This window comes from Iamia sp. SCSIO 61187, from assembly GCF_019443745.1.
Lineage (GTDB): Bacteria > Actinomycetota > Acidimicrobiia > Acidimicrobiales > Iamiaceae > Iamia.
On the sequence record NZ_CP050948.1, the window covers coordinates 1,329,522 to 1,351,526 of the forward strand.

Consider the following 22,005-nt stretch of genomic DNA (forward strand, 5'->3'; position numbering starts at 1 on the left):
CCGTGAGCGAGCGACCCCGCCAGCACGAGGCCCCGTCCGGACCCGTCGCCGCCATCGACTGCGGGACGAACTCGACGCGCCTGCTCGTCGCCGAGCCCGATGGCGACGGGGGCCTGCGGACGCTGACCCGCCTCATGCGCATCACCCGCCTCGGAGCGGGCGTCGACCGGACCCGCGCCCTCGACACCGAGGCGGTGGCCCGGACCCAGGCCGTGCTGGGCGAGTACCGCACGGTGATGGACGACCACGGGGTGCCGGCGGGCAACGTCCGCATCTCGGCCACCTCGGCCGCCCGCGACGCCACGAACCGGGACGGCTGGTTCGACGCCGCCGAGGCCGTCGTCGGGGCCCGCCCCGAGGTGCTGACCGGCACCGAGGAGGCGGCCCTGTCGTTCCGGGGCGCCACCGCCGGACTCGACCCGGCCCGCGGGCCGTTCCTCGTGTTCGACCTCGGTGGTGGGTCGACCGAGCTGGCCTACGGCACCGACACCGTCACCGCGTCGCTGTCCCTGGAGATCGGCTGCGTCCGGCTCACCGAGCGCTTCATCGAGAGCGACCCGCCCCGGCCCGAGGAGCTCACCGCCGCCATCTCCTACGCCGAGTCGTGGCTCGACGACGTGCTGCGCCAGATGCCGGGGGCGGCGTCGGCGCCCACCGTCATCGGTCTCGCCGGCACCGTCAGCACCGTGGCCGCCGTCGAGATCGGCCTCGCCACCTACGACCGGTCCCGGATCCACGGGTTCACCCTCACCAAGGAGGCCGCCGAGGACGTGTTCCGCACGCTCGCCACCGAGTCCCGGGCGGACCGCGTCCACAACCCGGGCCTGGAGGAGGCCCGGGCCGACGTGATCGTCGGGGGCTGCTGCGCCCTGGTCGCGGTCTACCGGACCCTCGGTCTCGACGAGATCGTGGTCTCCGAGGCCGACATCCTCGACGGCCTGGCCCTGTCGGTCCTCGACCGGGCGGCGACGGGCTGATGGCCGGCCGCCGCATCGTCGTGTCCGGCAACTGCCACGTCGGCGCCATCGCCACCGCGGTGGCCGCCATGCTGCCCGACGACCACGTCGAGCCCATCGCCTGCTACCCCGAGGACCCGGCGACGGAGGCCGCCACCGGCGAGCGCCTGCGCCACGCCGACGCCTGGGTGACGCTCAACGACCGGTCGATCCACGCCCGGATCCTCGACGGCGGGGAGCCGCCCGCCGAGGTGGTCGCTCTGCCCAACCTGCGGTTCTTCGGGTACCACCCCGACATCGCCCACGTGGGCTTCCGCGACGGCGGCGTGCTGGTGACCGGTGCCGTCGGGCCCTACAACTCGGCCCTCGTGCTGGGCGGGTGGCGGCTGGGGTTGACCGAGGAGCAGATCGTCGGCTCCTTCGTGCCCGAGGTGTGCGACGCCCTGGGCTACACGACCTTCTGGCCGGCGGCGGTCGAGGAGCTGAAGCGCCGGGTGGACCGCAGCGACCTCGGGTGGGGCGAGGTGTACCTGCCCCTGGCCCAGGGCGAGCCGTTCATGCTCACCGACAACCACCCGCGGCTGAACGCCCTCATCCACCTGGCCCGCCTGGCCGCCGGCCGCCTCGGCGCCGACCCGGACCTGGTCGCCTTCCCGTGGGACCAGGTCCTCCCCGACGGGCTGCTGGCGACCTCGGAGGTGTGGCCGGTCTACCCGGCGGTCGCCCGCCAGATCGGCCTGCGGGGCGGCTACGTGTGGCGCTCGGCGACGCACGGCCTCATCGACCTGCCGACCTTCGTGCGGCTCTCGCTCGAGACCTACCGGGCCGTCGACCCCGAGACGCTGGTGGCCCCCGCGGTCCTCGACCCGCCCGACGCCGAGCCCCCGACCCTCGACCTCGACCCGGTCGTGGAGGTGCTCGACCGCCACCACTCGGGGCGATCCCTCGACCCGGCTCCTCGTGCCGAGCCCGCGGGTGACCGCGACGCCGCCCGTGCCGCCGATCCCGCCGGCGGCACCGGTCCCGGGGGCGGTGTCGGTCCAGCCCGCGACGCCGATCCCGCCGGTGCGGGCGGTCAGGGGCCGGGGCGGGTGCGGTCGGTGCTCGCGGCGTGGACGGGGCGCCGGGCGGCCCAGGCCCGGTAGCCGCCGTCGAGGTCGGTGGCCCGCGGGACGCCGAGCCGCCGGAGGGCCACGGCGGCCAGCGACGAGGCGTAGCCGTCGTTGCACACGAGCACCACCACGCGACCGGGGTCGCCGGCGTCGGGGTGGCGGTGGTCGCCGTCGGGGCCGAGGCGCCACTCGAGGACGTTGCGCTCGATGACGACGGCGCCCGGGAGCGCGCCCTCGGCGCGGCGGACGGCCTCGGGGCGGGTGTCGACCACGAGGGCGCCCTCGGCGACGAGCCGGTCGAGGTCGTCGGGTCCGGGCCGGGGGCCGAGCTCGGCCCGCGCCTCGTCCAGGAGGCGGTCGACCGCCGCCGCCATCAGGACGGCGAGGCCGCGGCGCGGCCGAGGAGGTCCTCGACCTCGTCGAGGGCGAGGAGCGGGGGCTCCGGGTACACCGTCTCGGTCCGCACCGGTCGCAGACCGTCGTCGTAGAAGGTCATGGTCTCCAGGGCCGGGCCGTAGACGTGGATGCTGGTGGCCGGGGAGCGCTCGGCGTTGAGCACGTCGTGGACGCGACCCGGCGGCACGGGGCGCACGGTACCGGCGCCGAGGCGGTGGCGGGCGGGGGAGGTCGGCCTCGACCGCGGGGTGGGTCGGCGGGCCACGAGCTCCACCAGGCTGCCGGCCACGACGGCGACGGCACCGGCCGAGCCGCCGTGGTCGTGGAGCTCGACGCCGTGGCCCGACGGCCAGGTGATGAGGTACGCCTCCCACCCGTCGCCGACCGTCAGCCGGGCGTGCAGCCGATGGTCGGGGTCGTGCTCGGCGTGGTCCGCCCACGCCGCCGGGCACGACGCCAGCAGCCGGACGGTGCTGGTCAGGTCGGTGGCGGAGAGACGACGAGGGCTCATACCCGAGTGTTTCTATCGGGTTTGATGGGATGGGGCAAGCGGTGCCACCGGACGGCTGCGTGGGTCGCGGCTACGGTCGATCGGCACGACCGGAGAGGGGGAGACGCTGCCCGCCATGCGCCGAGAACGCACCCGTGCTGCCGACGCCGGTCGCCCCGGCGCGCCCCCCGAGCCGCGCTCGACCGCGCTCTTCGGCCGACGGGTGATGCTGCGGCCGCTCACCCTGTCCGACTTCGCCAGCTGGCGCGAGGTCCGCCTCCGCTGCCACGAGTGGCTCACCGTGTGGGAGCCCAGCCGCCAGGCCGGAGCCCCCGACCCCACCACCGATCGGGACGCCTTCGGCGTGCGCTGCGCGGCGCGCCAGCGCGAGCGCGCCCTCGGCACCGGCCACGGGTTCGGGATCTTCCACGAGGGCCGCTTCTGCGGCGAGATCAACCTCAACACCGTGCAGCGGGGCCCGTTCCAGAACGCCTACGTCGGGTACTGGATCGACCAGGCCGTCGCCGGGCGGGGCCTGATGCCCGAGGCCGTCGTGGTCCTGGCCCGCTTCGCCTTCGAGGAGCTGGGCCTGCACCGCCTGCAGGTCTCGATCATCCCCCGCAACACCGCGAGCCGTCGGGTGCCCGAGAAGCTGGGCCTCCGCGACGAGGGCACCGCCCTGCGCTACCTGGAGATCAACGGGGTCTGGGAGGACCACGTCCGCTACGCCATCACCGCCGAGGAGTGGGACGAGCGTCGCGACGAGCTCGAGATGGCCTGGCTCGGACCCGACGGCCCGCCCTGACGTCCGGCTCTGTCGGTCCCCGTGGGCTTCACGCCGCGTCGACAGGACGAGGTCACTCGCCGACGTCGCGGACGACGGCGGGGGAGTGGCGGAAGAACTGCTCGACGTCCTCCTCGTAGCGGTACTCGTCCTCCTGGGTGCCGATCGTGCCGCGGAGCCGGACGGCCTCGATGAAGGCCTGGACGGCGCCGGCCGAGGTGTACCGGTAGGTGAACCCGGCCTCCTTGAGCCGCCGGTTGTCGATGCCCCGGCCGTAGCGGAGGAGGTCGAGGAGCTCGGGTGGGATGTCGACGCCGATGCGGCGGAGCGGCTCGGCGGCCAGGTTCGTGCCGATGAACGGCAGCGGGATGGTGGGCTTCCCGCAAATCCGGGCCACCTCGCTCCAGGGCAGGAGGCCGTCGCCGGCGACGTTGTAGATGCCCGACCGGCCCTCGCCGATGGCGAACAGGAGCGACCGCACCACGTCGTCCTCGTGGACGAGCTGGAACTGAGGGTCGAAGCCGAGCACCGACGGGACGGCCGGGAGCCGGAGGGCCTTGCTGAACGGGGTCGACAGCTGCGGGCCGAGGACGTTGGAGAACCGCAGCAGGGTGACCTCGACGTGCGGGTTGTCGATGGCGAAGTCGCGCACGTAGCCGTCGACCTCGAGCAGGCTGCGCTCGATGCTCGTGCGGGGTGTGGCCTTGCGGCTCATCGACTCGGTGAACCACCGGGGATCCCGAGCGGTCGCCCCGTACACCAGCGCCGCCGACTTCACCACGACGTTGCGCACCGTGCTGCCCGGCGTCGAGGCCGCCGCGAACAGGTTCATGGTGCCGATGACGTTGATCTCGTGGAGGCGGCGTCCGCTGGTCTGGGTGCTGTCGACGACCATGAAGGTGTGGACGATCGTGTCGACCTTCGTCGCCTGCACGATGCGGGACAGGATCGAGTAGTTCTCGTCCGAGCGGACGTACTCCGTGCGCTCCAGGCGGACCTTGGGCTCCTCGGTGTCGAGGCCGATGATCACCTCGACGTCGGGCTCGTGCTCCAGGGCCTGGGCGAGCCGGCCACCCCAGAACGTCCCGAGCCCGGTGATGAGGACGCGGCGACCCACTACGCCGCCCGTCCGGCGGTCACGACCTCGGCCCGGGCCGTCATCCGAACCAGACCGACCGGCGCCGCTGGAGCATGTCGTAGAGCGCCTCCTGGATGCTCTGACGGATCTCCTCGGACGCGTCCATGATCCGGCTGCGCGAGTACCGGGGCTGGTCCGGCGGGACGTCGAAGGTCACCGGCTCGAGGACCCGGATGGTGAACTTCGACGGGAAGTAGGCCAGGGCCCCGAGGGGACCGAAGGCGAGCATGTTGGCCGTGATCGGGAAGTACGGCAGGCCGAGCGCCTTGGCCACGGCGGGCAGGCGGGTGATGGTCGGCATCGACTCCTCGGCGCCCACGACGGCGATGGGGATGATCGGGACGCCCGCCCGCATGGCGATCTCCACGAACCCGCCGCGCCCGAACCGACGGAGCCGGTAGCGCTCGTCGTAGGTCTTGGCCGGGCCCTTGGTGCCCTCGGGGAAGACGAGGGCGAGCTGGCCCTGCTCGCGGAGCAGCCGGTAGGCGTTGTCGGGCTGGGCCACGACGCCGCCGTTGCGGGCCCACAGGGTGCCGACCACCGGGACGGACCGGAAGAAGTGGTCGGCCAGCCCGTACACGGGCCGCTGCATCTCCACCTCGATGCCGTGCATGATCGCCGGGGCGTCCGACGGCACCGCCGCGGCGTGGTTGGCGACGAGCAGGGCCCCGCCCTCGGAGGGGATGTTCTCCATGCCCTCCCACTCGACCCGGAACCACCGCTCGTAGAGCGGGGCGTAGATCTTGCGGGCCAGCTCGCGCATCTGCTCGCTGCGCCCCCACTCGTCGACGTCGCCGATGCGGGGATCGGGAAGGGTCGTCGGGTCCTCGGCCGCCGGGGGGATGCTCACGGGGACGAGGGCCGTGCTGCGCTCCTGGGTCGGGCGGGCCATGGCCGCGAGCGTAGGCCTCGGTCCCGGGGCCTGTCGCAGGGGTGCCGTAGCCTGGGGCCGTGAGCGACCCCACCGCCGCCGACGCGGTCCCGCTCCGGCTGGTGTCGGAGCCCGCCGAGGGCACCCCGGCCGCTCCCGTGCCCGACGACGGCCTCACGCCCCGCCAGCGCGACACCCTGGCCCGCCTCGGCGCCAGGCGGGCCGAGCGGCCGACGTTCCCCGCCGAGCTGGCCGCCGAGCTGCGGGCCCTGCTCGAGGACGAGGTCGCGGGCCCGGCGTCGGCCCTGCCCGACGGCGCCACCCTCTTCGTCAACAAGCACGCCCTGGCCACGATCCACGCCTGCGAGGCCCGCTGGCACGCCGAGGACCAGGACCCGGCCTTCGCCGTGTCGCCGCCCGTCGTCCGCGGCGCCGTGGCCCACAAGGCCATCGAGCTGGGCATCAACCGACGACCGGGCACGCCCCTGCCGCCCCCCGCCGACCTGGTCGACGCGGCCATGGAGAGCCTCGAGCGGTCCGAGCAGTGGATGGCCGAGTGGCTGCGGACCTGCCCCGACGACGAGCGGGCCGAGGTCCGGGGCCACGCCATCGCCCGGGTCACGGCCTACGACGAGGTCTGGCCACCGCTCGAGAGCAGGTGGCGCCCGGCGACCGAGGTGAAGGTCCGCACCGACCTGGCCGGCGGGCGCGTCACCCTGTCGGGCCGCGTCGACCTGGCCATCGGTCGGGCCGAGGGGCGCACCGCCGGCAAGGTCATCGTCGACTTCAAGACCGGCGGCCCCGCCCTGGCCCACCGCGACGACCTGCGCTTCTACGCCCTCGTCGAGACGCTGCGGCTGGGCGTCCCGCCCCGGGCGGTGGCCACCTCGTACCTCGAGTCCGGTGACCTGCACGTCGAGGAGGTGACCGTCGGCGGGCTCGAGGCCGCCGCCGCCCGCGTCGTCGACGGGGCCAGCCGGATGGTCGCCATCCGCCACCACGACCACCCGCCCGTGGCCCGCCCGTCCCCGCTGTGCCGGTGGTGCCGGGCCCGGCCCGGGTGCCCCACCGGCCAGGCCTACCTCGACGAGCGCGACGCCGCCGACGACGCCTGGTAGCCGGCCGATGCGGCCCCTCGGCGTGGTGGCGGCCACCGGCAGACCGCTTCTGAGCCAGGGAACGGCCACCGGTGGCCTCTTGGTGGCTCAGAACGGTGAGGCGGGCGGTCTGGGGTCGTTCTGAGCCAGGCGTCGGCCACCAGTGGCCAGGCTGTGGCTCAGAACCGCCGGACCGCCCCGCCCTCGGCGCCGGGTGCGCTGACCAGGGGCGGCTTCACTGTCGCGGGGGGTCCGCATACTGCGGGGCATGGAAGCCACCGCCCTGCACTTCGCAGCCGTCGCCCGGACGCTCGGCGGGGCAGCGCGAGCGCGGGGCCTGGTCGTCCCCGCCTTCCGCAGCCCACCCCGTCGGCCGGGCGCCTCCCGCACCCTCCGCCGGTGGCCCGGTGGTGGCGCCACGGTGTCGGTCGAGGTCACCGGCCGGCCCCGCGAGGCCGTGGTCGCCGACATGGTCGAGGGGGTCGTGGTCGTCAACGGGGTGACCGGGCCCGACGCCACCCGTCTGCGCACGCTGCTGTGGGAGGCCGTCCTGGCCGCCTCGACGGCGTCGGCCGAGGCGGCGTGATGGGTAGGTCGGGCGCCACGCCCGCTGTCTCGTCGGGTCATCGGCGACGGCCGGCACAGGAGGGCGCGGGGCGGGCGCCGGTAGGGTCGCTGGTCCGATGGCTCCTGATGCGGCTCCTCCCGGGCGCCGACGACGCCCCGACCGGGTGGCTGCGGTGGTCGTCTGCCTCCCGGGGCTCGAGGCGCTGGTGGCGGCCGAGCTCGAGGCGCTGGGCATCCGCAGCCGGCCCGCCGGCACCGGGGCCCTCGCCGCCCGGCTCACCGACCGACAGCTCTACGACGCCAACGTCCGGCTGGCCACGGCGACCCGGATCCTGGTCGAGGCGGGGGAGCTCACGGCCCGGACCTTCGCCTCCCTCGAGGAGCGGATCGACGCCGTCGAGCTCGCCCCCTACCTCGACCGCAGCCGTCCCGTCCGGTTCCGCATCACGAGCCACCGGTCGAAGCTCCACCACACCGGCGCCATCGAGGAGCGGCTCCGCCGGCTCCTCGCCCTCGGCCCCCCGCCCGGCGCCGCCGACGCTCGTGGGACCGACCCGGCCCAGCTGGTCGTCGTCCGCGTCGATCGCGACCGCCTCACCGTCCGGGTCGACAGCTCGGGAGCGCCGCTCCACCACCGCGGCTGGCGGGGACCGGCGGGCAAGGCCCCGCTGCGGGAGACCCTGGCCGCCGCCGCCCTGGCCGCCGTCGGGTGGACCCCCGACCAGGCCCTGGTCGACCCCTTCGCCGGCTCGGGCACGATCCCGATCGAGGCCGCCCGGCGAGCGGCGGGCATCGCCCCCGGCGCCGACCGCCCGTTCGCCCTCGAGCGGTGGCCCTCGTTCGCCCCCGGGACGTGGGCGTCGGTCCAGGCCGCCGTCCGGGACGACCGGGCCGACGAGGGCGAGGCGCCCGTCGCCCCCATCGTCGCCCGCGACCGCGACGCCGGGGCCGTCGCCGCCATGACCGAGAACGCCGCCCGGGCCGGGGTGGCGCCCCGGATCGACGTCGGCGAGGGCTCGGTGTCGGCCCTGGTGGCCCCGGACGGGCCGCCCGGGTGGATCATCTCCAACCCGCCGTGGGGCGGTCGCCTCGCCGCCGGCCGGGCCGGCGACGTGCGCGACGTCTACGCCCGGCTCGGCCACGTCGTCGCCGACCGCTTCCCCGGCTGGGGTCTCGCCCTGCTGGTGCCCGACGTCCGCCTGGCCCACGCCGCCGGGCTCCGGGGCGAGCCGGTGTGGCGGTCCCGCGCCGGCTCCACCCCCGTGCACCTGATGGCCCGCCCGCCGGGCTGACCCGGGCCCGGCGGGGCGGGGCGGTCGTGGTGGCCCCCCGGGGTGTGTCGACGGGCACCGTCGCGCTCCGAGCGATATGGTCACACCCGTTTCCACAAAGCGACGCAGGAGGTCGACGATGCTCGACGCGGTCATCCGGGGCGGTTCGATCGTCGACGGGAGCGGTGCGCCGCCCGTCCGGGGCGATGTCGGCGTGCGCGACGGGCGCATCGTCGCCGTGGGCGAGGTCGACGAGCCGGCCCGGCGCGTCATCGACGCCGAGGGGTGCATCGTGACCCCGGGCTGGGTCGACGTCCACACCCACTACGACGGTCAGGCCACGTGGGACGACGCCTTCGAGCCCTCGGCCAGCAACGGGGTCACCACGTTGGTGATGGGCAACTGCGGCGTCGGCTTCGCCCCCGTCCGCCCCACCGACCACGACGCCATCATCGACCTGATGGAGGGCGTCGAGGACATCCCCGGTGCCGCCCTCCACGTGGGCATGCCCTGGGGCAGATGGGAGACCTTCGGCGAGTACCTCGACCTGCTCGACGCCCGGCAGTACGCCCTCGACATCGGCGCCCACATCGCCCACGGCGCCCTCCGCTTCTACGTGATGGGGGAGCGGGGTGCGGCCAACGAGGACGCCACCGCCGAGGACCTGGCCGAGATGACCCGGCTCACCGAGGAGGCCCTCCGCGCCGGTGCCCTGGGCGTCTCGACGTCGCGCACCATCGGCCACCGCTCGGTGTCCGGCGAGCCCGTGCCCGGCACCTTCGCCGCCCGCGACGAGCTGCTGGCCCTGGCCGAGGCGCTCAAGCGGGCCGGCCACGGCGTGTTCGAGGCCATCGTGGCCGGCACCATCGGCTCGCTCGAGGGGCTGGGGGGCGAGCGGGCCACGCCCATCGAGGAGATCCCGCTGCTCGACGACGTGTCCCGCCACAGCGGTCGCCCCGTCACCTTCACCGTGGCCCAGCTGTTCGAGTGCCCCGACCACTGGCGGACGGTCATCGACGCCGCCGCCGAGGCCAACGCCGCCGGCTCGGACCTCCGCCCGCAGATCATCCCGCGCTCGGTCACCATCATGACCAGCCTCGACACCTACCACCTGTTCCGCGGGCGCCCGACCTACGACAAGATCGCCAGCCTGCCCCTGGCCGAGCGGGTCGCCGAGATGTGCCGACCCGAGGTGAAGGCGGCGATCCTGGCCGAGCAGCCCACGACCCCCGCCAGCCCCGACCTGTCGGACAACCTGTCGGCCCTGTTCTCGGTGGCGCTGCCCCTGACGTTCCCGCTGACCGACCCGGTCGACTACGAGCCGACGATGGACCAGTCGGTGGCGGCCACCGCCTTCGCCGTCGGGCTCAGCCCCGAGGAGCACATGTACGACCTGCTCCTCGCCGACGGGGGCCGGGCGTTCTACGCCATCCTCGGGTCGAACTTCGTCAACGGCACCCTCGACGTGTGCCGGGAGATGCTGCTCGAGGAGCACACCGTCACCGGTCTGTCCGACGCCGGGGCCCACGTGAACCTGATCTCGGACTGCTCGGCCTCGACGTTCCACCTCACCCACTGGGGGCGCGACCGCAGCCGGGGCGAGCGGCTGCCGATCGAGCTGCTGGTGAAGAAGCTGTCGCACGGCAACGCGTCGCTCTACGGGCTGGCCGACCGGGGGCTGGTGAAGGAGGGCCTGCGGGCCGACCTGAACGTCATCGACATGGAACGGCTCCGCATCAACACCCCCGAGCTGCGCCACGACCTGCCCACGGGGGCCAGCCGCATCCTCCAGTCGGCCGAGGGCTACGTCGCCACGATGGTGGCGGGGGTCGTCACGAGGGAGCACGACACCGACACCGGGGAGCGCCCCGGCCGCCTCGTGCGCGGCCCCCAGGCCGTGTAGGAGCGGACCGCCGCCGAGAGGTGTAGACCCCGGGTCGTGGACGACGGCCCGGGATCTCCCTCCGCCTCGCCGGGGACCCGCATGCCCATGGCCTTCCTGGGCCACGGGAACCCGATGAACGCCCTGGAGCGCAACCACTACACCGACGCCTGGCGCGCCTTCGGGGCGTCGGTCCCCACGCCCCGGGCGATCGTGGTGGTGTCGGCCCACTGGTACGTGGGGGCGTGCGCGGTCACGGCCATGGCCCACCCCCGCACGATCCACGACTTCTTCGGCTTCCCCGACGCCCTGTTCGCGGTGAGCTACCCGGCACCGGGCGCGCCGGACGTCGCCGCTGAGGTCGCCGAGGTGGCCCAGCCGACGTGGGTGGGGCTCGACCACGACAGCTGGGGCCTCGACCATGGCACCTGGTCGGTGCTGGTGCACGCCTTCCCCGACGCCGACGTGCCCGTCGTCCAGCTGTCGATCGACCTGCGCAAGCCCTACGACGAGCACCTGGCCCTCGGCGCCGCCCTGGCGCCGCTGCGGGACCAGGGAATCCTCCTGCTCGGGAGCGGCAACGTCGTGCACAACCTCGGCCTGGTCGACTGGCACCGCCCCGAGGGCGGCGAGGCGTGGGCCGACCGCTTCGACGAGGCCGCCATCGGCCTCATGACCTCGGACCCCGGGGCGGTCGGCCGCCTCGCCGATCACCCCGACCACGGGCTGGCGGTGCCCACCCCGGACCACTTCCTCCCGCTGCTGTACCTGGCCGGGGCGGCGGCGGCGTCGGGCGACACCGCCGAGGTGCTGGTCGAGGGCCGGGTGATGGGCTCGCTGTCGATGACCGCCTTCACCGTCGGCGCCGCGCCCGACCTGACGGCCCCGTCCGGGGGCGGGACACCCCCGACCCTGCCGACCGACACCCCGCCCGAGGACACGCAGACCTGACCCCGGTCGGTAGCGTCGCCCGGATGGCGGACGACGAGGTGACGATCGAGCGGCTGGCCCTGGAGACGGCCCCCGGGTTGACGATCGTCGTCGACGTCCAGGGCCCGGTCGCCGGTCCCACGGTGCTCCTGCTCCACGGCGGCGGTCAGACCCGGCACGCCTGGCGGGGCACGGCCGGCGTGCTGGCCCGGTCCGGGTGGCGCACCGCGAGCATGGACATGCGGGGCCACGGGGAGAGCAGCTGGGCCCCCGACGGCGCCTACGCCATCGACACCTTCGCCGCCGACGCCGCCCTCGTCGCCGACCACCTCGGCGGGCGACCGGTCCTGGTCGGGGCGTCGCTCGGGGGCATCGCCTCGCTGGTCGCGGTGGGCGAGGGCATGGTGCCGGCCGCCCGCGCCCTGGTCCTGGTGGACGTGGCACCCCGCATCTCGCAGAAGGGGGTCGACCGCATCACCGGCTTCATGCTCGCCCGCCCCGACGGCTTCGCCTCCCTCGACGAGGTGGCCGACGCCATCGCCGCCTACAACCCGCACCGGCCCCGCCCCACCGACCTCGACGGCCTGCGCCGCAACGTCCGCCAGCGGTCCGACGGCCGGTGGGTGTGGCACTGGGACCCGCGCTTCTTGACCGATCACGACGTCGCCGACGAGACGCGGGTCCTCGGCTACGAGGAGCGCTTCCGCGACGCGGCCCGGGCCCTGACCGTCCCGACCCTGCTCGTGCGGGGTGCCCGCAGCGACCTGCTGGAGGAGGAGGGCGCCGCCGACCTCCAGGAGCTGGTGCCCCACGCCCGCTACGCCCGGGTCGACGGGGCCGGGCACATGGTCGCCGGGGATCGCAACGACGCCTTCAACGACGCCATCCTCGGCTTCCTCGACGACCTCTCGGGCTGAGATCCCCGGTCGGCGCACCGGCGTCCGATCCGTCCAAGCCCGCAGCGCCCGAGACGGCGCATGATCGGGGGCATGGACATCGACCTCGTCGCCGCCGAGCGGTTCGTCGCGACCCACGGGCGGGTGCTCGACCGGCACCGCCTGGCCTGCCTGCTCCACGGGTCGGACGCCGACCACCGGCGCCTCGCCGCCGCCGTCGAGGGCTACCGCAACCCCGACGGCGGCTACGGCTGGGGGCTCGAACCGGACCTGCGGGACGGCACGAGCCAGCCCGGGCCCGCCCTCCACGCCTTCGAGGCGTGGGCCGACGCCGGGGCGCCGGTCTCGTCGCGGGCCGCGGAGCTGTGCGACTGGCTGGGGTCGGTCGCCCTCGACGGCGGGGCCCTGCCCTTCGCCCTCCCGGTCGACGACCGGGTCGGCGTCGCCCCCTTCTGGGCCGACGCCGACCCGGCTGAGCCGTCGCTCCAGATCACCGCCGTGGTGGTGGCCGAGGCCCACCGGTTGGCGGCCGTCGACCCGGCCGTGGCCGCCCACCCGTGGCTGGCCCGGGCCACCGAGTGGTGCCTCGACGCCGCCCGGTCGCTCGACGAGGAGCCCTTCGCCCTGGTGCTCGGGTTCGCCATCCGCGCCGCCGACGCCGCCGGGGCGAGCGACGTGCTCGCCCACCTGGGCCGGTGGGTCCCCGATGACGGGATCCTGCCGGTCGTCGGTGGGGCGGAGGGGGAGTGCCTCCGCCCGCTCGACCTGGCCCCCCGGCCCGACCGCCCGGCCCGGGCCCTGCTCGCACCCGAGACCATCGACGCCGACCTGGCGCGCCTCGCCGGCCAGCAGCAGGCCGATGGCGGCTGGCCGGTGGAGTGGACCACCTACTCGCCGGCCGCCGCCCTCGAGTGGCGCGGCCACCTCACCGCCAACGCCATCCGCGTGCTGCGGGCCAACGGGATGGTGTGACCTCGCCTAGCGTTCGTCGGCGCGACCCGCCCGGGTGGCGGAACCGGTAGACGCAGAGGGCTTAAACCCCTCGGGTGCATTGCGCACCGTGCGGGTTCGACCCCCGCCCCGGGCACCTCGACACCCCACAGGTCCGGGCCCGATCGTCGCGAGGTGCGAGGAGACGGCTGGCGGCGCCTCGGAGCCGGAGCGGTACCGTCTGGTCCCGGAGGGCACACGGGGATGGAAGGAGCGCAGGCGCGGCGTGGGGTGGCGGCGGCCATGGCGACCGCGTCGGCGCTCGGCCTGGCGGTCGACGGTGCGGACGTCCTCAGCGACTCCAACCGTCTCGTCGTCCGGCTGACGCCGTGCGACACCGTCGCCCGCGTCGCGTCGGTCGCCCACCACGCCGAGCATCACGCCAGTGCCGAGCGGGAGGTCGAGCTCGTGCGCCGGCTCACGCCGACGGGCAGCCCGGTCGCCGGCCTCGATCCCCGCGTCGCGCCACGCATCGTCGTGCACGACGGCTTCGCCATCACCCTGTGGGCCTCCTTCCCGCCGCGGCCGGCGCGAGCGCGGCCGCCGGCCGAGTACGCCCAGGGCCTCGAGCGGCTCCACGCCGGTCTGCGGCAGGTCGAGGTGGCGACGCCGCACGTCATGGATCGCGTGGCGGCGACCCAGCGAGACGTGGAGAGCCGGGCCGTGACCCCCGACCTCGCCGATGCGGACCGGGCGCTGCTGGCCCGCACGCTCAGCGGCGTGAGCCGATGGACCGCCGACCGGAACGCCCCGGAGCAGCTGCTGCACGGCGAACCTCACCCGTGGAACGTGCTCGACACGGACGACGGGCTGCTGTTCATCGACTTCGAGAACACCGCCCGCGGCCCGCTCGAGTACGACCTGGGGTGGGTGCCCGACGAGGTCAGCCGGCGCCACGCGGACGTCGACCAGGGCCTGGTCGGCGCGTGGCGGGGGTCGTGCTGGCGATCGTCGCCACCCACCGCTGGAGCCGCGACGACCAGCACCCGAGCGGCAGGCGATCGGGGGTGGCGTTCCTCGACGTGCTCAGGGACGGTCCACCGTGGCCGGCGATCGACGAGGTGGCCTGGTAGCGCCGTCAGGGGACACGACCGGCGCCACTCCGTAGGTTCAGGTGATGCCGTCCGTGCTCGAGGCGCATCGCACCGGTCTCCAGGCCCTCGCCGAGGTCACCGTCCTCCTCCAGCGGGTCCGCAGCGCGCACCCCACGGCTGGGCTCCACGAGGCCGCCGACATGCAGTGGTCGTGGCGGATCCCGCGCCCCACCGACGACCTCCCCCAGCTCTTCTGGGTCGATCACCTCGGGCGTCCCGACGCGGCGGTGATCGTCACCGACGTGCCCGGTCGGACCGAGCTCGCCCCGATCGTCATGCCCGACGCCGATCCCGACTGGCTCGCCCACGTCGTCGAGCGCGGGCTCGCCCACGCCCGCACCCTCGGGCGTGGTGCCCTCAGCCTCGAGGTCGACGCCGCCGACGACGCCCTCCGGGAGGTGCTGGTCGGTCACGGGTTCGCGGTCGAGGGTGAGGGGGTCGTCGAGACCTGGATGGCGACCGATGCTCGGCCGGAGGTCAGCGCGCCGCCCGAGGGCTACCGGCTGTCCCGCCGCGTCGACACGGTGGGGCGCCCACACCACATGATCAGCCCCGAGCGGAACCACCCCGACGTCGAGGACCGGCTGCGCCAGACCTCGCTGTACCGCCCGGACCTCGACCTGGTGGTGCACGACCGTCACGAGGGCGTCGCCGCCTACGGGTTGTTCTGGTACGACCCCGTGACGGCCACGGGACTGGTCGAGCCCATGCGCACCGAGGCGGACCACCGGCGCCGAGGGCTGGCCCGCCACATCCTCACCACGGGCATCGATCGGCTGGCGGCGGCCGGGGCCGAGCGCATCAAGATCTGCTTCGAACCGGGCAACCCCGCGTCGAGGGGCCTCTACCTCGACGTCGGCTTCGTCCCCCACCGGCGCACGGTGGTCGTCGCCCGCGGGACGGGCGGAGCCGGCCGGTAGGCGGTCGCCCGGCCGAGCGGACCGAGATGGGGCATCATGGACCTACAGCGGTCGGGCGGCCGCGCAGAGTGGAGACGGGCGCATGACGGGTACGCGGGCAGTGGCTCGGGTCGTGGCGGCGTTGCTGGGCGCAGCCGTGCTGATCCCGGTCGGGGCCCCGCCGGCTCCGGTCGGCGCGGTCGCGGGGACGATCACGACCGTCGCCGGCACCGGTGCGCACGCCTTCGGTGGCGACGGGGGCCTCGCCACCGCCGCCCAGATCTGGGGGGCGAAGCGGGTCGCACTGGGGCCCGACGGCGACATGTACATCGCCGACTCCTTCAACCACCGGGTGCGCCGGGTGGACAGCGCCACCGGGATCATCACGACCGTGGCCGGGACGGGGACGAGGGGCTACAACGGCGACGCTCGGCTCGCCACCACCGCCCAGCTGGCCGGTCCCGAGGCCGTCGACGTCGCCCTCGACGGCACGCTGTACATCGTCGAGTACGTCGGTCACCGCGTCCGGCGGGTGCACCCCACCACCGGCATCATCACGACCGTCGCCGGCACCGGCGATGGTGGCTACAACGGCGACGCCCGACTCGCCACGACCGCGGAGATCTACCACCCGAGCGGGGTGGCGGTCGATCGCTCGGGCAACGTCTTCATCGCCGACACCTTCGGGTACCGCATCCGCAAGGTGACGCCGGCGGGGATGATCTCCACCGCCGCGGGCGTCGGCCTCGGCGGCTCGTTCGACGACGGGCCGGCGACTGCCGTCGCCGCCCGGGTCCCCCTCGACATCGCCGTCGACCCGGCCGGCAACCTCTACTTCGTCGAGTACTCCTTCCACCGCGTGCGCCGGGTCGATGCCCGCACCGGGATCACCTCGACCATCGCCGGCACCCACGGCGTCGCCGGCAGCACGGGGGATGGGGGCCCGGCGGTGGACGCCCTGGTGAACTTCCCCGGCGGGATCGACGTCGACGGGGCCGGGAACGTCTACATCGCCGATGCCTTCAACAGCCGGATCCGGCGCATCAGCAGCCTCACCGGGGAGATCGAGACGATCGCCGGCACGGGCATCGCCGGCGACGAGGGCGACGGTGGCCCCGCCCGGTCGGCGCAGCTGCGTCAGCCCTTCGGGGTGACGGTGACCCCCCAGGGGGCTCTCCTCATCGCCGACGGGACGCGGATCCGGCGCGTCGACCCCGCCGCCGTGCCCCCGGTGCGGGACCCGCACGCCGCCCAGCAGCGGCTCGTCATCGCCGCCCACCACGACCTCCTGGAGCGGGACCCGTCGCCCCGCGACCTGTGGGACCACAGCGCCGACCTCGGGCGGGGGCGCGTCACCCGCGCCGCCTACATGGGCCGGCTGTCGACCTCCGAGGAGTGGGTCACCGCCATCGTGCAGCGCATGTACGTCGACACCCTGGGCCGACCCGGGGATCCCGGCGGCGTGGCGTTCTGGGTGGGCGAGATCCGCAGCGGCCGCCGGACGGTGGCCCAGACGGCGGCCTGGTTCTACGCATCGAACGAGTACTTCCTCGGCCGCGGGGGCGGCACGGTGGGCACGTGGGTCGACGACCTCTACCGCGCCCTCCTCGGTCGACCGGCCGACGCGTCGGGCCGGGCCTTCTGGGTGTCCCAGGCCGCGGCACGGGGCCGACCGGCGGTGGCCCTGTCGTTCCTCCAGACCGACGAGTCGGCCCGGCGACGGGTGGCGATGCTCTACGACCGGCTCCTCGGCCGGGCGGCGAGCGCGGGCGACCTCGCCTTCTGGGCGCCACGGGTGCAGGACCGGGGCGACCTCGTGCTGGCCCGCGACCTGGCGGTCAGCGCCGAGTACTTCGACCGGGCCCAGCGCCGCTTCCCCTGACGCACCCCGCTCAGGGGGTGAGGCGGATCAGCGCCCCGTTCGTGGGCGTGAAGCCACAGGCGTCGATGTAGAAGCGGGCCAGACCGGCCGGCTCGAAGTCGACGTGGAGCCATGAGCAGCCTGCCGCCCGGGAGTGCTCCACGGCATGCCGCACCACCTCCGCGCCGATGCCACGGTGCTGGGCCGGACCGCGCGTCTTGGTGTCGACGAGGAAGGCGTGGTCGCCGCCGTCCCACGCCACGTTGACGAAGCCCACGAGCACTCCCTCGCCGTCGCGGGCCGCGACCCACCCGAGGCTGTGGGGGTGGACCCGATCCCACCAGCCCGCCTCGGCCTGGCCGCCGAACGAGGTCACCAGGTCGACCATCTCGGCGTCGGTGATCGGGCCCCGCCAGGTGCAGGTGATGTCGTCGTCCACCCGATGAGCCTCGCAGGGGTGTGCCCGACGGGGACGAGGAGAATGCGAGACCTCGGCGGTCCGATCGGCGCGATGATCCGGGCGTGGGTGACGGGGAGGGGCCGAGCTGGTCGGACATCGCCGGCTGGTACGACGACCTGCTCACCGCCGGGAGCGGGCCGCACCAGACGGCCGTCGCCACGCTGCTCGCGCTGCTGCCGCCGGTCACCGGCCGGGAGATCGTCGACGTCGCCTGTGGCACCGGTCTGGCGACCCGCGCCGTCGCCGCCGCCGGTGCCGCCCGGGTCGTCGGCGTGGACTCCTCGGCGGCGATGGTGGCGCGGGCGGAGGGCCACGAGGTGCCGGCCGGCAGCGACGTCACCTACGTGGTCGACGATGCCCAGACGCTCGCGACCCTGGCCGACGCCGCGTTCGACGGGGCGACCTGCCAGCTCGGCCTGATGGACATCCCCGACCTCGACGCCACCCTCGCCGCCGTGGCCCGAGTGCTCCGGCCCGGCGGGTGGTTCGTCTTCGTGATCGGGCACCCGTGCACGCTCGTCCCCGACGCCGTCGCCACCACCACGCCCGACGGCCGTCCCGCGGTCGCCATCACCGGCTACTTCGACGAGCGCTTCTGGCGATCGGCCAACCCCGAGGGCGTGCGGCGGGCGGGGAACCACCACCGCACGTTCGCCACCTACCTCGACGCGCTGGCCGGCGCCGGCTTCGTGCTCGAGCAGGCAGCCGAGCCCCGGGCCACGGGCACGCTCTCGGCGAAGCAGCCGCTGTACTCCGAGGTGCCGATCTTCTTCGCCGCGAGGGTGCGTCGGGGCTGACCTGTTCTCGGGCCCCGGCTGGTCGTCGTCGCGGCGGGTCGGTCGTACCGACTGCTCGTACGGCGGTGGGGCTGCGGGCTGGTGGAGTGGCTGCGGTTCGGTGGGCGGTGCGGCAGGCGGGTTCTGGTGCCGTTCCCGGTGGGACGCTGTGTGGCGTTCTGAGCGCCCCGTCGGTGTTTCCGGTCCAACCGACCACAACCGACCTGCGTCGGCTCTCAGCGCCACACAGGAGCCCGGAAACACAGACATTTCTTGGGTTTCCGGGGTTTGGTTCCCGTCTGCCGGGTACCATGAGTGTCATGTTCGAGGCGCTCGCCACCACCATCGATGACCTGGACATCCCGGTCGACGGCGACGCCCTCGAAGAGGCCCTGGTCCTGCGTGATCGCCTCGACGCCAAGATCTCCCAGGCGGTCGGCCGGTTCGAGGCCACCAACGAGCACGACACCGCCGACGGCTGCCCGACCATGGCCACCTGGCTGCGGGTCAAGGGGCAGATGACCGCCCACGACGCCCAGCGGATGGCCAAGACCGCCCGCCGCCTCGAACGCCTCCCCGCCCTCCAGGGCGCGTGGCTCGACGGCTCGCTCTCGGGTGGGCACGTCGCCGCGGTGGTGGCGAACCTCAACGACCGCACCGCACCACTGTTCCAGGCCGAGGAGGACAACCTCGTCCGGGTCCTGGGTGAGCTCGACGTCACCGGGACGGTGGTGGCCATGAAGGCCTGGGCCGCCCACGCCAAGGAGACCGTCGACGACGAGCCGTCTGGTGAGCCCGACCCGGACCGCTCCGCCCACCTCTCACCGACGCTCAACGGGGGGCGGTTGGACGCGAACCTCGAACCCGAAGCGTTCCACGCCGCCCAGGCCGCCCTCCGGTTGGTGATGGGCAGGCGCGGTGAGGACGACGAGCGGACACCTGCGCAGCGGCGTCACGACGGCCTGGCCGACATCTTCAGCTTCTTCCTCGACCACCAGTCCGATCACAAGGGCGGACGGCACCGGCCCCACGTCAACATCACCATCGGGCTCGAGGAGCTGACCTCAGGCCGGGGGCAGGGGTGCTTCGACGACGGGACCCCGATCACCGCCGACGCCGCCCGCCGGCTGGCGTGTGATGCGAACATCCACCGGGTCATCACCCGGGCCGATGGCACCGTCCTCGACTACGGACGCTCGACACGCACGATCCCCGCCCCGTTGTTCCAAGCGCTGTGCATCAGAGACCGCGGATGCCGGTTCCCGGGCTGCGACCGACCCACCCACGTCACCGACGGCCACCACATTGCCGAGTGGATCGCCCACCACGGCCCCACCAACCCCCGCAACCTCGTCCTGCTGTGTCGCTACCACCACGGCGTCGTCCACCGCCCCGGATGGACCATCGAACTGCGACCCGACGCGACGGTGATCGTCACCACCCCCGACGGACGGAAGCGACGATCCCAGCCCGTCGACCGACGGGCCCTCGCCGCCTGACACTCGACACCCCCAGGTGAGCCCGCCATGTGCGGGCTCACCGACGCACCACGGAAGGTGCCAGGCACCATCCGAGGCGGGGGGAGTGGTCAGGTCGGAGACCAGGCAGGGTCGCGACCGGTCATGCCGATGACCCGGTCGAGGAGCGGGGCCCCGTCGGGCACGGGCACCTCGGGACCGAAGAGGCCCTCCCGGTCGGCCTCCTTGCCGGGGCCGGTGAACTGGGCGACGAACCCGTGGAGGAGCTCCAGCAGGTCGGGCTCGACCGCGAACGGCTGCCCGGTGGCCCGGGCCAGGTCCCACCCGTGGACCACGATCTCGTCGAGGGTGACGAGCCCGGCGACCGGGGCGGGCATCTCGATCGGTCCGGCGATCGTCATGCCGTCCCACGCTTCCGGTCGCTGCCAGGCCTCGGCGAGGCCGTGGAGCCGCGCCGGGACCGAGGTGCGCCAGTCGTCGGCGAGCTGGCTGGCGTCGGCCGACGGTCCTGCCGGCCCGCCGGGGAGCGGCTCCTTCGTGGCCGCCGCGGTGAACGCCAGGCTCAGACCGGCGATGTGGTCGACCAGGTCGCCGACGCTCATGTCGGGGCACGGGGTGGGACCGGTGAGGACGTCGTCGGGCACGGCCGCCACCAGCGTGGCGAGCCGGTCGGTGGCGGGGGTCATGTCGAAGGCGGACATGCGGGGACCGACCCTCACGCCGCCGCCGACTCATCGGCGGGACCGCGCCGGTCGGAGGCCGCCTCGCCTCCGCCGACGACCGAGGTCGTGCTGGCGTCGGCGGCCTCACCACCGCGGTCGAGGATCGACCCCGAGGATGCCCTTGCCGATCGTCTCGGCGGTGAGGAACCCGTTCATGCCGTTGAACCAACCGCACCGGACGTCGCGGAAGAGCCGCTCCAGCTCGGTGCCGGTGGCGATGGCGCTGCCGCCGGCGACCTCCTGGGCCCGGTCGACGACGCGCTTGGCCGCATCCACCGCCACCTGCTTCGCCGCCATGACCCGCGGCGGCAGGTCCGGCACCGTCGGGTCCGTGGCGCACGCGTCGGCCGTCGCCTCCAGGAGCGTGCCGGCGGCGAGGACGTCGACGTAGGCCTCGGCGACGGCGTGCTGGATCTCGGGGTTGTGGGCCATGGTGCCGCGCTCGATGGCGATCGAGGACCTGGTGGTGGCGCTCTGCACCGCCAGCTCGAGCGCCCGGTCGGCGATGCCGAGGTAGACCGCACCGATCAGCAGGAAGGCCCACGCGCTCATGGCGCCGAAGAACGGGTCGGTCGGGTCGCCGGCGGGCAGGACGCGCAGCACCTGCTCGTCGGGCACGAACACGTCGTCGAGGACGGTGTCGTAGCTCTGGCTCGCTCGCATGCCGAGCGCGTCCCACTGGTCCTGCACGTGGACTCCGGGGGCGTCCCGCGGGACGAAGGCGTGGATCACCTCGGGCTGTCCGCCGCTGGTGTCCATGGCGTGGATCCCGAGCCGCGACCACACCGGGCCCAGGGAACCGAACCGCTTGCGGCCGGTCACCCGGTACCCGCCGGGCACGGGCTCCGCCTTCGTCGTCGACAGCAGGATCGGGAGGTCGTTGCCGGTCTCGGCATGGCCGGAGGCGATGATCTCCCCGGCGGCCACGGCGTCGAGGAGCCCGTCGACGGAGCGGTCGCCGGCGGCGTGCAGGGTCGACGCCGCGCCCGTGATGTAGAGGTGCATCGTGGTCGCCAGGGCGGTGGGCGGGGCAACGGCCCCCAGCCGACGCTGGGCCCGCGCCATGTCGGCGATCGTGGCGCCCCCGCCGCCCCACGTCGGAGGGAGGGGGGCTCGGAGGTAGCCGACCTCGACCAGCTCGTCGAGGTCCTCGGTGAAGAAGCGGTTCTCGCGGTCGTAGGTGCCGGCCCGGTCCCGGAAGCGCTCGAGCGTCCGGTCGTCGAGGTCGTGCTGCGGTCGGGTGGCCGTCTCGTCGATGCTCATGGTGAGGTCCCTTCGTCGCTCGTGCGGACCACCTTCGACGGCGTCGCTTGCCGCGGGCTTGCCCGTGGCCTT

The 22,005-nt window shown here is 74.5% G+C and carries 22 protein-coding genes and 1 tRNA gene; 16 read left to right on the top strand and 7 right to left on the bottom strand.

Annotated elements, in window-relative coordinates:
• Nucleotides 1-2: 2 nt before the first annotated feature.
• Nucleotides 3-977: a Ppx/GppA phosphatase family protein gene (locus tag HC251_RS06505; protein WP_219944494.1), complete on the top strand. Its 975-nt coding sequence runs from the start codon at nt 3-5 to the stop codon at nt 975-977.
• Nucleotides 977-2,101, top strand: a complete 1,125-nt coding sequence (locus HC251_RS06510) for a WcbI family polysaccharide biosynthesis putative acetyltransferase (RefSeq protein ID WP_219944495.1) — start codon at nt 977-979, stop codon at nt 2,099-2,101. The genes HC251_RS06505 and HC251_RS06510 overlap by 1 nt, the downstream gene beginning before the upstream one ends.
• On the opposite strand, the gene HC251_RS06515 is transcribed toward HC251_RS06510, so the two are convergent.
• Both HC251_RS06515 and HC251_RS06520 read right to left on the bottom strand, forming a co-directional pair.
• On the bottom strand, nt 2,032-2,442 hold the full coding sequence (locus HC251_RS06515) for a rhodanese-like domain-containing protein (RefSeq protein WP_219944496.1): 411 nt from the start codon (nt 2,440-2,442) through the stop codon (nt 2,032-2,034). The genes HC251_RS06510 and HC251_RS06515 overlap by 70 nt on opposite strands.
• On the bottom strand, nt 2,442-2,975 hold the full coding sequence (locus HC251_RS06520) for a cysteine dioxygenase family protein (RefSeq protein WP_219944497.1): 534 nt from the start codon (nt 2,973-2,975) through the stop codon (nt 2,442-2,444). The genes HC251_RS06515 and HC251_RS06520 overlap by 1 nt, the downstream gene beginning before the upstream one ends.
• Nucleotides 2,976-3,090: 115 nt before the next feature.
• Here HC251_RS06520 and HC251_RS06525 point away from each other — a divergent pair, with 115 nt between their 5' ends.
• Nucleotides 3,091-3,759, top strand: a complete 669-nt coding sequence (locus HC251_RS06525; protein ID WP_219944498.1) for a GNAT family N-acetyltransferase — start codon at nt 3,091-3,093, stop codon at nt 3,757-3,759.
• A 52-nt stretch (nt 3,760-3,811) separates the two neighbouring features.
• Here HC251_RS06525 and HC251_RS06530 read toward each other — a convergent pair whose 3' ends face one another.
• Nucleotides 3,812-4,855, bottom strand: coding sequence for an NAD-dependent epimerase/dehydratase family protein (locus tag HC251_RS06530; RefSeq protein WP_219944499.1), 1,044 nt, complete (start codon nt 4,853-4,855; stop codon nt 3,812-3,814).
• Between the two features lie 40 nt (nt 4,856-4,895).
• Nucleotides 4,896-5,768, bottom strand: a complete 873-nt coding sequence (locus HC251_RS06535; protein WP_219944500.1) for a lysophospholipid acyltransferase family protein — start codon at nt 5,766-5,768, stop codon at nt 4,896-4,898.
• Nucleotides 5,769-5,827: 59 nt separating this feature from the next.
• Between HC251_RS06535 and HC251_RS06540 the strand changes: the two genes are divergently transcribed.
• The 11 genes from HC251_RS06540 to HC251_RS06590 all read left to right on the top strand — a co-directional run bounded on the left by HC251_RS06540 (nt 5,828) and on the right by HC251_RS06590 (nt 17,255).
• Nucleotides 5,828-6,865, top strand: coding sequence for a PD-(D/E)XK nuclease family protein (locus HC251_RS06540; RefSeq protein WP_219944501.1), 1,038 nt, complete (start codon nt 5,828-5,830; stop codon nt 6,863-6,865).
• A 247-nt stretch (nt 6,866-7,112) separates the two neighbouring features.
• Nucleotides 7,113-7,430, top strand: a complete 318-nt coding sequence (locus tag HC251_RS06545) for a hypothetical protein (protein WP_219944502.1) — start codon at nt 7,113-7,115, stop codon at nt 7,428-7,430.
• Between the two features lie 97 nt (nt 7,431-7,527).
• The gene (locus HC251_RS06550; protein WP_219944503.1) at nt 7,528-8,703 is read left to right on the top strand and encodes a class I SAM-dependent RNA methyltransferase; all 1,176 of its coding nucleotides are present in this window, start codon (nt 7,528-7,530) and stop codon (nt 8,701-8,703) included.
• A gap of 118 nt (nt 8,704-8,821) precedes the next feature.
• Nucleotides 8,822-10,585, top strand: a complete 1,764-nt coding sequence (locus tag HC251_RS06555; RefSeq protein ID WP_370651275.1) for an amidohydrolase family protein — start codon at nt 8,822-8,824, stop codon at nt 10,583-10,585.
• 81 nt (nt 10,586-10,666) lie between these two features.
• Nucleotides 10,667-11,515, top strand: coding sequence for a 4,5-DOPA dioxygenase extradiol (gene ygiD, locus HC251_RS06560; protein WP_219944505.1), 849 nt, complete (start codon nt 10,667-10,669; stop codon nt 11,513-11,515).
• A 23-nt stretch (nt 11,516-11,538) separates the two neighbouring features.
• The gene (locus HC251_RS06565) at nt 11,539-12,411 is read left to right on the top strand and encodes an alpha/beta fold hydrolase (RefSeq protein WP_255566621.1); all 873 of its coding nucleotides are present in this window, start codon (nt 11,539-11,541) and stop codon (nt 12,409-12,411) included.
• 72 nt (nt 12,412-12,483) lie between these two features.
• Nucleotides 12,484-13,362 (top strand): hypothetical protein, encoded by an 879-nt coding sequence (locus HC251_RS06570; protein ID WP_219944506.1) that lies wholly within the window; start codon nt 12,484-12,486, stop codon nt 13,360-13,362.
• A 28-nt stretch (nt 13,363-13,390) separates the two neighbouring features.
• A tRNA-Leu gene (locus HC251_RS06575) sits at nt 13,391-13,477 on the top strand.
• Between the two features lie 829 nt (nt 13,478-14,306).
• A complete protein-coding gene (locus HC251_RS06580) occupies nt 14,307-14,453 on the top strand; it encodes a hypothetical protein (RefSeq protein ID WP_219944507.1) in 147 nt (48 codons plus the stop codon).
• 44 nt (nt 14,454-14,497) lie between these two features.
• A complete protein-coding gene (locus HC251_RS06585) occupies nt 14,498-15,394 on the top strand; it encodes a GNAT family N-acetyltransferase (protein ID WP_219944508.1) in 897 nt (298 codons plus the stop codon).
• 112 nt (nt 15,395-15,506) lie between these two features.
• Nucleotides 15,507-17,255: a DUF4214 domain-containing protein gene (locus tag HC251_RS06590; RefSeq protein WP_219944509.1), complete on the top strand. Its 1,749-nt coding sequence runs from the start codon at nt 15,507-15,509 to the stop codon at nt 17,253-17,255.
• 10 nt (nt 17,256-17,265) lie between these two features.
• On the opposite strand, the gene HC251_RS06595 is transcribed toward HC251_RS06590, so the two are convergent.
• Nucleotides 17,266-17,673 carry a GNAT family N-acetyltransferase gene (locus HC251_RS06595; RefSeq protein WP_219944510.1) on the bottom strand — a complete coding sequence of 136 codons (408 nt, stop codon included), beginning with the start codon at nt 17,671-17,673 and terminating at the stop codon, nt 17,266-17,268.
• Nucleotides 17,674-17,756: 83 nt separating this feature from the next.
• Here HC251_RS06595 and HC251_RS06600 point away from each other — a divergent pair, with 83 nt between their 5' ends.
• Complete coding sequence (locus HC251_RS06600; protein ID WP_219944511.1) at nt 17,757-18,491, top strand: class I SAM-dependent methyltransferase; 735 nt, start codon at nt 17,757-17,759, stop codon at nt 18,489-18,491.
• A gap of 299 nt (nt 18,492-18,790) precedes the next feature.
• Nucleotides 18,791-19,969, top strand: a complete 1,179-nt coding sequence (locus HC251_RS06605; protein WP_219944512.1) for an HNH endonuclease signature motif containing protein — start codon at nt 18,791-18,793, stop codon at nt 19,967-19,969.
• Nucleotides 19,970-20,058: 89 nt separating this feature from the next.
• On the opposite strand, the gene HC251_RS06610 is transcribed toward HC251_RS06605, so the two are convergent.
• On the bottom strand, nt 20,059-20,649 hold the full coding sequence (locus tag HC251_RS06610) for a TIGR03086 family metal-binding protein (protein ID WP_219944513.1): 591 nt from the start codon (nt 20,647-20,649) through the stop codon (nt 20,059-20,061).
• 105 nt (nt 20,650-20,754) lie between these two features.
• A complete protein-coding gene (locus HC251_RS06615) occupies nt 20,755-21,933 on the bottom strand; it encodes an acyl-CoA dehydrogenase family protein (protein WP_219944514.1) in 1,179 nt (392 codons plus the stop codon).
• Nucleotides 21,934-22,005: the final 72 nt, after the last annotated feature.